We start from the raw sequence: 11,935 nt of genomic DNA on the forward strand, positions 1-11,935 counted from the left end.
TCGCGCTTTCTGCTGTGTATTGGTCTAAGTCGATTCCTTTCGCTCTTGTCTGCTTTAAACCTCAGTTACAGCCTTCCTGCTAACAGGGTATCTACTGTTTTGTTGATTTCTTCCTGTGTTGTGTCTGCGTTGATATAGGCTTCTTCTGTTTTTGCTTTCGTTTCTGCATAGATTCCCCAGGTGATTTCTGTATATGTTTCCTGTTGATATTCTTTTGTCGCTTGGATTAAGATTTTTTATCTGCTGGTTTTTATATACTGTTCCCAGTTCGTCGTATGCTCTGTTAATTTTTTGCATTGCATCTGGATCTGCCAATACTGTTGCTGACTGTTCCAATGCTTTTATAAAGTTTTTTTGAATGTACCATCCTTGTAACCATCCAGATCTACTTTACTCATTTTATTATACAACGCTTGCAGTTTTGTTTTATTCTCTGCTTGAAAGTCCAGCTTATAGATTTCATTCAAAAAAATTTTTAGTATATTAGTATAAGGAAATAAAAAATAGCCTTTGTTATAGAAATGCAAGATTTCAGATAGGAGGATACAAATTCCAAACCTATATAATGAGTTATAAATTTTGCTCAATCCTAATTGACAATTTATTTTTATATAATTATAATAAAATTAATATTCGTTTATATTTTTTGTTTAATTTATCTAATAAAAGGAGGTGCTCGCTTTTATTTTAATTCACTAATATCAACCATAAAGTTTAGGAGGAAAAAATGAGAAAGAAAAATTTTATTTTAGCCAAACGGCTTGCGGCTGGGTTATTAGCTGCCTGCTTATTGGGCAGCACAAACATAGTATTTAGCTATGCTGAGGAGCATCAAAGCCCTCTTGTAGTTCAGGAGTTATTGACGAACGGAGTGGATTCTCCAGAAGCAATTGATCCCGGCTCCCCTTTATTCTCTTGGGAAATGCAGAGTAATAAGAGGGGTTGCTATCAAACAGCCTACCAGATTATTGTGACAGAAAATCTTTCTGGAAAACAGGTTTGGGATAGTGGAAAAGTGAACTCCAACCAGTCTTCCTATGTTTCTTACAATGGACCAGCACTGGCTTCTGACACAGAATATGATTGGAAAGTTCGCACATGGGATAATTTTAATAATGTCAGTGAATACAGTAGTCCCTCTTCTTTCCGGATTGGTTTAAATACAACAGAGTGGCAGGCAGATTATATTTGGGATGGCACCGAAAATCAAAACAACTTTGCTTATTTCCGTAAATCATTCCAGGTTAACCAGCCAATCAAACAAGCGGTTGTTTATACTTCTGCACATAACGATTACCAACTCTATGTAAATGGAAACTTTGTTGGGGTAGGTCCCGCTAGAAGCGACCCATATACATATGGCCAATATTGTGCATATGATATTACAGGACAATTGCAGGAAGGGGAAAATGTATTTGCCTCTTTAGCCCATTGGCATGGTGCCTGGTCTGACTCTGGAGTAAACGCTTCACCGGCTTATATCCTGGAAGCCCATATTACTTATGAAGATGGTTCTACCGATATCATCAAAACAGATGATACCTGGAAGGTATCCCCAACTACTCCATACAAAGAGGAAGATCCTGTTTATTTTGGACATTATGGCGGAGTAAACAATCGTGCTTCTATCTATTATGATTCCCAGAAAGAGATGGATGGTTGGAATACAGTCGGATTTGATGACCAATCCTGGCAAAACGCAACGGTAGTGGACCGGAGCAACTACCAGCTTTATGCCCAATTGGTAAGCGAAGAAAAAGAAAAAGAGTGGATGGAACCTGTTTCAATCACCCAACAGGGAGATAAATGGCTAGTCGATTTTGGCAAATGTTTGACTGGATGGCCAGAATTGAAACTCCATAACAATACGGCTGGTTCTCAGGTAAAAATACAGTATTGGGAAGTGGAACAAGGCTGGGGAGACGCTGGGTATGACACCTATGTCTGCTCCGGCGGTGAAGAAACTTTCAAAACACCCTATGTGCGGCACACCAGTTTCCGGTTACTAGAAATTTCCGGATATCAAGGGACACTTACCGCTGACGATGTAAAAGGGATTGTAGCATATTCCGATGTTGATTTACAGGGCAGTTTTCAAACCTCGAATGAACGTTTAAATGCAGTATTCGAAATGTGTGAACGCTCTGGTAGGCAGAATATCCAACAAGGGATTATCAGCGTAGACGCCAACCGTGAACAAAGCCCTTGGACTGCGGACTCCTGGAACATTGGAATTGGTTATCTCTACAATCATGCAAACACCATGGTAATGGATAAAATCATTAAGGATTATGCTGGTGAACAATTGGACAGTGGTAACTTTTTAACCTGTAGCCCAGCTAGAGATTATTATTCCGAAATGGCGGAATGGTCAATGTATTGGCCAATGATGCTATGGGAACAGTATCTGTTTAGTGGCAATGTAAACTTGCTACAAGACTATTATTCAAATTTAATCCAGTTTATGGATTATATGGAACAATATAAATCCACTGGGACTGGTCTGTATAATCCTCCAGGCTGGCGGGCTTCTGACTACGCTGGAGGAAGTTTGGAGAACGGCGGGGATAATATTGCAACCAATAGCCAATTGTATATGAATTTTAATATTGCTTCCAATATCGCAAAAACAATTGGAAACGATTCTGATGCAGACCATTATGCGAAACAAGCAGAAGAATTAAAACAAGCAATCAACCGCAATCTATTGGTAAACGGTGAAAAATACAAGACCAGTTCTGGAAGCGGACAAACCCATCCACTAGGAACCGCATGGGCGTTGAGAAGCGGCGTTGTACCAGAAGCATTTTATGACCGTGTTGTCACCTGGCTGGCAAAACAAAAAAACAACTATGATGTTGGCGGATATGGCGGCGATGCTTTATATAATGGTTTGTATACCGCAGGTTTAGGCAAAATCGCCACCCAGGATTTTGCACGTTATGATACCATGCTTTCCACTAATAACACAAACTGGGAATCTTTTGGAGAACTGAGTATTGATAATATGGGTAACCATGCTTGGACAGCCTATCCTTCTTACATTCTACCTAGATATGTAGGTGGAATTCATCCAAGTAGTGGAGGATTTGAAACTGTGGACATCAAACCTGTTACTGGAGGACTGGAATGGGCAAGAACTTCTATTCCAACTATAAAGGGAACAATCACTACTAACTGGAATGTTGTCAGCGAAAATCAGTTTACTATGGAAGTTACTATTCCAGCTAATGTAACAGCTAAAATTTATGTGCCAGATAATGATATGGATCAGCTTGTGGTAAGCGAATCCGGTGTTTCTGTATTTGAAAATAACCATTTTATTTCCGGAGTAGATGGATTGCAACAGGCAGAAAAGCAGGATGGTTATATTATATTTACAGCAGGCAGTGGTACCTATTCCTTTCAGGTTACTGGAGAACCACTTCATACTCCTGATATTGGAGAGGAAGAAGAAACAGGAATTGTCATTGATGATGATCAGGCAACTTATACAAACGAATGGGTTCACGAAACAGCTTCCAACCACAATGACCGGTATGGAGATGGATTCCATTATATTGGTTGGGTTTCTGGTGAACCAACTGCTTCCGCAACCTACACCACTACCATTGAAGAGGATGGCGAATACGATGTATTTGCTTGGTGGGGTGTCCATTCCAACAGAGCCACTAACACTCCATATACCATTCATTGTGGAAATGTAACTGAAACTATCCGAAAGAATCAAGAAATTAACGGAGGACAGTGGAATCTATTAGGAACATACACCGCAAAAGCAGGAGATACCATTTCTATCGTTATCACAAATGATGCAGATGAATATGTGATTGCCGATGCGGTAAGAATCGCTCCACATCAGGATGCTGACGATACATTTACTCCATTGCAACAACTGCAACTGCTGGTCTATCAAATGGAATTAGCGGATACCAGCAATTGTATTGACGAAATTTATGCGGAACAATTTAAACAGGTTTTAGCACATGCACAGGAATTATGCGATACCCAAAGCCAAGATGAAACGGAAATTACGAAAACAATCACCGATCTCCAAACAGCTTACGACCAAATGATGGCAAACAAAAAAGTAAACCTGGCCCTCAATCAATCTGTTTCCGCTTCAGAATCTGTCCAGTCACCAGGTATGTGGGGGACTGAATACTTAACCGATGGTTATAAAGCAAAAGATGATGCTGGAAGAATTGGATACACGACAGATGCTTATCATAGCCAAGTATTAGAAAATCCAATTGATATTACCCTTAATCTTGGGCAGCAACAACAGGTAAATCAAGTTGTTTTATATCCTCGTTTGAGTGTTGGTTCCTGGGAAGGAAAAACAGCCAATTTCCCAACGGATTATGAAATTCAGGTTAGTAATGATGGAACCAATTTTCAGACTGTCGTTTCCGTCCAAAATCAACCTGATCCAATGCAACAGCCAGTTACCTGGCAATTTGATTCTACGACTGCCCAATATATCCGGATTCATGTCACCAAATTGGGAGAATATGCGGCTGGTGAAAGTATTCCAGATAACCCAACACCATATCGTTTGCAGTTTACAGAAATTGAGGTATACAATGTTCCTGTATCCGAACAAACAACTAACAAATCAATTTTAAAAACGGTCATTAAGTATGCAGAAAACGCCAAAGCTAGTGAAGAATATGATAACGCCATTGAATCGGTACAAAAATCCTTTGATAAAGCATTGGAAAATGCGAAAGCAGTGGCAGACAATGCGGTAGCAACACAGAAAGAAGTGGATGTTGCATGGCAGACCTTGTTGAACGAAATCCATAAATTAGGATTTATCGCAGGGGATAAAGCAGAACTAGCAAGCTTAATCGAAGCAGCAAACGGAATTAATGCTGAACTAGACCGTTATATAGAAGCAGGTAAAGCGGATTTCACCGCAGCATTGGAAACAGCACAAGCAGTTTACCAAAATGGTGATGCAATGCAGTCAGAAATCAATGAAGCAGCAGATAATCTGCTAAACGCAATACTGAACCTGAGATACAAAGCGGATAAAACCATTCTGGAAGAAGTGGTAGCGGAAGCAGGAAAAGTAGATGCAAGCAGCTACACAGCAGAAAGCTACGCAGTACTGACAGCAGCAGTAAATGAAGCAAAAGCAGTACTGGAAAATGAAAACGCAACCCAGGAAGAAGTAGATACAGCAGTAGCCAATGTACAGAGTGCAATGGATGGTTTAGTAGCAATAGAAGAGACGGCAACAGAAACACCATCTACTGATAATAACGCTGTCCAAACAGGGCAGGAAAGTACCACAACCAAATCAAACGCAGCGAAAACAGGGGATTTTGCTCCAATTGTAAGTTTAGCTGCACTTGGCTTATCTAGCGCAGCATTGCTAATTTTCCGCAAGAAAAAGTAAACTTCATATTTTAAATTAAAAACTAGGGAAACCATTTGGTTCCCCTAGTTTTTTATGGAATCTTATTAGTTATAGAAATCACTAACTCTTCTGATAGAAAATCAGCATAAATAATTTTTTCTTATCAAGTAAAGCAAGTCGCTAACTAGGCAGATTCTATTTAGAATGAAAATCATCTGTTTATGGATTACAGGGCAAATAATACAAACAAATCTTGGACTGATTATCAGCAACAGTCTCTTATAGAGCTAGTATAATCTACTGTATAAGCCGATAGTGATAAATCAAAAATTTGATTAAGTACTATAATATCTATTGTTTAAGATTGAACAATTATCAGATATCAGTCACTGTTTCTCTTGACAGATAGCTGTTTTTGTATTATACTCAAAAGCAGGAAGTCTGTTTCAGGGCGGAGTGAAATTCTCCACTGGCGGTAAAGTCCGCGAGCCTTTTGATAAGGTTGATTTGGTGTAATTCCAAAACCAACGGTTATAGTCCGGATGAAAGAAACGATATTGCCTGTTGTAAAATAATAGGAATAAAACAGATCGTAGCGCCTATGGAACGAATGTATCCATAGGCGTTTTTTGTTTTGCAATGTTCAACAGGTGCTGAGCAGACCTCTGATATAAAGGAGGTAATATTATTATGTCAACCAAATCATCCATTCAAAATCATTCAAGCAGTAAGTTAAATGTACGTAAATTGGTACTGTTAGCCGTATTTAGCGCTATGGCGTTTATTTTAGTGCTTGTGGTAAATATTCCAATTGTACCTGGGGTAGAATTTTTAAAGTATGAGCCAAAGGATGTTATTATTACAATAGGAGCATTCTTATTTGGTCCATTGGAATCCATATTGATGTCTGTTGTTGTGTCTTTTATTGAAATGGTGACCATTAGCACCACAGGCCCAATTGGTATGATAATGAATATCGTTTCTACTGTTGGTTTTGCTACAATTGCTGGCTTGATTTACCGGAAGAACCATACTATGAAAGGTGCAGTGGCAGGATTAATCTGCGGCGTTGCATCAATGACAATTTTAATGTTGTTGTGGAACTATTTGATTACTCCACTTTATATGGGGGTTCCAAGAGAAACAGTTGTGCAGATGTTAATGCCTGCTTTTCTCCCATTTAATTTAATTAAGGGAGCAATCAATGCGGCCTTTACTATGATTTTATATAAACCAATTGTCACTGCATTGAGAAAAACTGGACTTGTAGGGGAATCGGCTAGTATGTCTAAAACATCTTCTAATCATTCGAAACAGATATGGTCTATTATTATATCTGTTTTTGTGCTAGCAACAGTCGCATTAATTTTATTGGTAATGAATCATGTTATATAAGAAAATGAGCTTGTTTATTTGTAAAAACATTCAAATAATTAATTAGTTGATTTGTATAAAATTATTTTCATTTATTTATGCAATCATACAAATTGAATCTTGGAGTATACAAGCTAAAAGAGCCAATGTGAATAAAAATAGTCATACTAACCAATAACGGAATAGGAACTAAGGCGAATTTCAAAATACTGCTAAAAATGGTAATCTTGCATAGTTTTTTTGGAAAAAACTATTGAAATAGTTGAGCTGAAGTATTATAATAAAGGTGCATTCAAAAAGAGGATGCCTTCTGAATACCAGAAGAATTAGAAAGAGTCAATCGCATACAAATTTTGTGAGGAAATAGAAAGGAATGATCGATTATGATGATCAAAAAACATTTTCATTCAATTAGTGACATCCAAAAATTACAACAAATTGCTTGTGAAGTAGAAGAACCTGTTTTCTTACATTCTTTAGATGGTTCTGTAAAAGTAGACGCAAAATCTTTTATCGGGTTGTTTGCTCTTGATTTTAGCCAGGATGTATATGTTGTAACAGAATCCGATTGGGTAGAACGTCAAGTAAACCAGATTGTTTAATAGTGAATTGAAAAAAGAATAACATGAAATGGTCCTTTGTTCCCCCTCAACAAAGGACCATTCCTATTTATGGCAAATCTATAGTTTTGTATTGACAAATAAAAAGATTCGTGTATAATAAAAAATGTTCTTAACTTGATATAATCATGTAAACTTATCAAGAGTGGTGGAGGTACCGGGACCTATGAAGCCACGGCAACCTTTTCAGTAAGGTGCCAATTCCTGCGGTTTTTTCCGAGAGATAAGTTTTTAATGTTGCCAATAATTATGCCCGGTTTTATAACTGGGTATTTTTTTATTGTATTTATTTGTATCATATTTGTAATATTTTATAGTTTTTGTACGAGGAGGAATTAAAATGGCAAAATTTTTATTTACTTCTGAGTCTGTTACAGAAGGACATCCAGATAAAATTTGTGACCAGATTTCGGATGCTGTGTTAGATGCGATTATTGCCAAAGATCCAAATGCTAGAGTTGCTTGCGAAACTGTTTGTACCACTGGTATGGTAATGTTAATGGGAGAAATTTCTACTAATTGTTATGTGGATTTTCCGAAAATTGCAAGGGAAGTAGTGTTGGATATTGGCTATGACCGAGCGAAATATGGTTTTGATGGACAAACCTGCGCTGTATTATCCAGCATAGATGAGCAATCCGCTGATATTGCTATGGGAGTGGATTTTGCGTTAGAAAACCGTGGACAGTCTGTTCAAGATGAAGAAAATGCAACTGGTGCTGGAGACCAGGGAATGATGTTTGGTTTTGCTTGTGATGAAACTCCTGAATTGATGCCAATGCCAATTGCCTATGCACATAAACTAGCAAAACGTTTGACGGAAGTCCGGAAAAACGGTACCTTAAACTACCTACGTCCTGATGGAAAGACCCAAGTTACTGTAGAATATGAAGACGATCGTCCTGTAAGGATTGACACTATTGTTATTTCTACTCAGCACAGCGATGATGTAACTTTGGAGCAAATCCGGACAGATTTAGTGGAATATGTAGTAAAGCCAGTGATTGATCCTAGCTTATTGGACGAAAATACCAAGTATTTTATCAATCCAACAGGTCGTTTTGTAATTGGTGGACCACAAGGGGATAGTGGATTAACTGGTAGAAAGATTATTGTGGATACATATGGTGGGTATGCGCGCCATGGAGGCGGTGCCTTTTCTGGAAAAGACCCAACTAAGGTAGACCGCAGTGCTGCTTATGCCGCAAGATATGTTGCGAAAAATATTGTAGCAGCAGGTTTGGCTCGTAAATGCGAAGTAGAACTTGCTTATGCCATTGGGGTAGCCCATCCTGTCTCAATAATGGTGGATACTTTTGGAACTAGTGAATACACCAATGAACAACTTTCTCAGGCTGTAACAAAGGTGTTTGACCTTCGTCCAGCTGCTATCATTCGAGATTTGGATTTGAGAAAACCAATTTACCGCCAGCTAGCTGCTTATGGACACATTGGCCGTGAAGACTTAGGAGTTGCTTGGGAGAAAACAGACCGTATTGATGCCTTAAAGGCAGCAATCCAATCCATTTAATTATGGTCGGTGGTATGTGCAAGCTTCGCTTGATGGTTGCCGGTAAACTGCAATAGAATATTACATTAATTGTTTTATTTGGCATGGTTCTTTTCAAGAAATTTTGCAGGAAAGCAATTGTAAAAAAGGAGGTATATTAAATACCTCCTTTTTTGATGTAATCAATAGGGCTGGACTGATCTTTATATGAGTTTGGAAAAATAGTCAATAATATGCTGTTTCATGGCCAATACCGCTTCGGATTGGTATTTTTCTTTTTCCCATGTTAGGTAGATATAACGTTTGCTGGCTGGGGAATGGATTGGAATAATCGTCAATAAATCAGGTAAGGTTTTAATAATTTCCGCCCAGCTCTGTTCGGGTATGAGGGATACTCCCATACCTAATTTCAACATTTCACGGAATACTTGAGGATTATCACAGAATAAAGAAATATTGGGAGTAAATCCATATTGCTGACAGCAGGACTGTAGGATTTCATATAAATTGGATTTTTCTGTCAAACTAATAAACGATTCGTTACAAAAGTTTTTGAGGGATAAAACAGAGGTATCGAATTTGGCTGGATCATTAGGAATATAATTGAAGGGTTTGGCAATTACTAGATTTTCCTCTAACAACAAGGTAGAAGATTCCGGAGAAAGATTTTCTATAGAAGTGTAAGCGGATATTTTTAAATCCACATCTTTTTTATCGTGTTCCAAATCACTGGATTGATAAACCCGAAGCAGAATATCAGGATATTTCATTTTAAAAGACTGGACCAGTCCAGGCAGAATTGGAGATGCGCAGTGGACAGATAGAGTAATAGTTCGTTTTTTCTGGTTTGTTTGGTATAAAATTTCCGATTTTGCCTGATTTAAAGATGCGAAGATGGTTCTTGTCCGATCATATAGGATTTTTCCATATGTATTTAATACAATCTGCCTGCCCACATGGTCAAATAATGGAGCACCAATTTCCCGTTCCAATCGCTTGATGGTTTGGGTCAAAGAGGGCTGTGCAATGTGTAATGCCTTTGCGGTTTTTGATATACACTGGGATTCTGCCACACAATTAAAATAATATAATTGTAGTAATTTCATTTTTATTCCTTTCTATAGGTTAAAATCTATTATTCTATATGATAACATATATTATAAAATATAGAAAGAGTGTAGTATAATAAAATATATAGAAAATGAGCGGTTTGGAGGAAACAGAATGCATACCCATCAAACGGATTTTTCCAAAGGAAGTGTATATAAAAATATTTTGGAAGTTGCGGTTCCGATGACAGTAGCGCAATTTTTAAATTTACTATATAACATTGTGGACCGTATGTATATTGGAAGGATTGAAGGGATTGGAAGTATTGCTTTAACAGGGGTAGGGCTCTGCTTTCCAATCATTACGTTAATTACCGCATTCACCTATTTATTTGGCAATGGCGGTGGTCCCTTATGCGCGATGGAACGAGGAAAAGGAAATACAAAAGAAGCGGAATATATTATGGGGAATACCTTTGTCATGCTGGTTGGCACAGGGATTGCCCTGATGATCATCGGACTGCTATTTTATAAGCCAATTTTGTATGCGTTTGGTGCCAGCGACACCACTTTCCCTTATGCGGAATCCTATATCCAGATTTATCTGTTAGGAACTATTTTTGTAATGATTTCTTTAGGGATGAACCCGTTTATTAATAGTCAAGGATTTGGAAATATGGGGATGCTTACAGTACTGATTGGTGCAGTGTTAAATATTATCTTGGACCCATTGTTTATTTTTGTGTTCCATATGGGAGTACGTGGAGCAGCTATTGCTACTGTTATTTCTCAGATGTGTTCCGCACTGTGGGTACTCAAATTTTTAACTGGGAAAAAGGCTGAACTGCACCTAAAAAAACAGGCAATGAAGTTAAAATGGAAACGGATTTGTTCCATTATGGGATTGGGTGTTTCCGGTTTTATTATGGCGTTTACTAATAGCTTAGTACAAATTGTATGCAATGCTACCTTACAGAATTATGGTGGGGATATTTATGTAGGGGTAATGACGGTATTGAATTCCATCCGTGAAATCTTCACCATGCCAGTGATGGGGCTTACCAATGGAGCTTCTCCAGTAATGAGCTACAATTATGGGGAATCCACATATCATAGGGTGAAAAAAGCGATTTTCTTTGTAACTGGTGTTTGTGTCGCCTATACGTTGGTAGCATGGGGTGTATTACGGCTATGGCCGGAGCCGTTTATTCGTATTTTCGATGGTAGCGGGGAACTGTTGTCTGAAGGGGTTCCCGCATTACATATTTATTTTTTTGGTTTTTGTTTTATGGCGTTGCAGTTTGCGGGACAGTGTGTCTTTGTAGCATTGGGAAAAGCAAAAAAAGCGACTTTTTTTTCATTATTTCGCAAGGCTATTATTGTCGTTCCACTTACTATTTTCTTGCCAATGATAAACAGATGGGGAGTTGACGGTGTCTTTTGGGCGGAACCCATCTCTAATTTAGTTGGAGGATGTGCTTGCTTTATCACTATGCTCATTACCATTATGCCAGAACTGAACCACAAAAAGGAACGAAACTAACAATATGTTCACCAAATCTTTCTTGCTATCATAGTATAGGAAAAAGGAGGAGTCGGTGATGAGTTACATATTATATACAGTTATTTTAATTGCAGCAGTCATTGGGCTGGTAGAAATTTTTGGATGGATTGAGCAAAAAATTGTGTTTGGAAAGCAAAAATTAAATATGGTTTGGATCCTTCCACTAAGCGGAAAAATTGACAATGTCGAACTAGTGGTACGGAATGTAATCAATCAGGCACGTTGGAACAAAAACAGCAAGAATAGCCAGATTATCCTGTTAAATATGGGAATGGATGTAGAAACAGAACAAATTTGCCAGATGATCTGCCAGGATATGAACCATGCGCAGCTATATACCCAGGACGAATTTCAACGGGAGATACCAGAAATGTTTGAACAGCTTGCATTTGTGAAGTAGATTCAGTATACTAGATAAGGAAAGAACATTGTAATTTTATGTAGAAGAGT

The 11,935-nt window shown here is 38.1% G+C and carries 7 protein-coding genes and 2 riboswitches; of the genes, 6 read left to right on the forward strand and 1 reads right to left on the reverse strand.

Annotation, left to right across the window (positions count from 1 at the left end; genetic code table 11):
• Positions 1–727 precede the first annotated feature (727 nt).
• The 4 genes from H8Z77_RS00780 to metK all read left to right on the forward strand — a co-directional run bounded on the left by H8Z77_RS00780 (position 728) and on the right by metK (position 8,893).
• Positions 728–5,407, forward strand: a complete 4,680-nt coding sequence (locus H8Z77_RS00780) for a family 78 glycoside hydrolase catalytic domain (protein ID WP_186995855.1) — start codon at positions 728–730, stop codon at positions 5,405–5,407.
• Positions 5,408–5,806: 399 nt separating this feature from the next.
• Positions 5,807–5,926: riboswitch (FMN riboswitch) on the forward strand.
• Positions 5,927–6,058: 132 nt separating this feature from the next.
• Positions 6,059–6,763, forward strand: coding sequence for an ECF transporter S component (locus tag H8Z77_RS00785; RefSeq protein WP_069988188.1), 705 nt, complete (start codon positions 6,059–6,061; stop codon positions 6,761–6,763).
• Positions 6,764–7,125: 362 nt separating this feature from the next.
• Complete coding sequence (locus tag H8Z77_RS00790) at positions 7,126–7,344, forward strand: hypothetical protein (RefSeq protein ID WP_069988189.1); 219 nt, start codon at positions 7,126–7,128, stop codon at positions 7,342–7,344.
• A 151-nt stretch (positions 7,345–7,495) separates the two neighbouring features.
• Positions 7,496–7,592, forward strand: a riboswitch (SAM riboswitch).
• Between the two features lie 110 nt (positions 7,593–7,702).
• Entirely contained in the window at positions 7,703–8,893 is a 1,191-nt protein-coding gene (gene metK / locus H8Z77_RS00795; RefSeq protein WP_069988190.1) for a methionine adenosyltransferase, read from the forward strand.
• 182 nt (positions 8,894–9,075) lie between these two features.
• Here the strand turns inward: metK and H8Z77_RS00800 are convergent, their stop codons facing one another.
• Complete coding sequence (locus tag H8Z77_RS00800; protein ID WP_186995856.1) at positions 9,076–9,978, reverse strand: LysR family transcriptional regulator; 903 nt, start codon at positions 9,976–9,978, stop codon at positions 9,076–9,078.
• Between the two features lie 118 nt (positions 9,979–10,096).
• Here H8Z77_RS00800 and H8Z77_RS00805 point away from each other — a divergent pair, with 118 nt between their 5' ends.
• Both H8Z77_RS00805 and H8Z77_RS00810 read left to right on the forward strand, forming a co-directional pair.
• On the forward strand, positions 10,097–11,464 hold the full coding sequence (locus H8Z77_RS00805; RefSeq protein ID WP_186995857.1) for an MATE family efflux transporter: 1,368 nt from the start codon (positions 10,097–10,099) through the stop codon (positions 11,462–11,464).
• Positions 11,465–11,522: 58 nt separating this feature from the next.
• Complete coding sequence (locus tag H8Z77_RS00810; RefSeq protein WP_186995858.1) at positions 11,523–11,885, forward strand: hypothetical protein; 363 nt, start codon at positions 11,523–11,525, stop codon at positions 11,883–11,885.
• Positions 11,886–11,935: the final 50 nt, after the last annotated feature.

Source organism: Clostridium facile, assembly GCF_014297275.1.
GTDB lineage: Bacteria > Bacillota > Clostridia > Oscillospirales > Ruminococcaceae > Massilioclostridium > Massilioclostridium facile.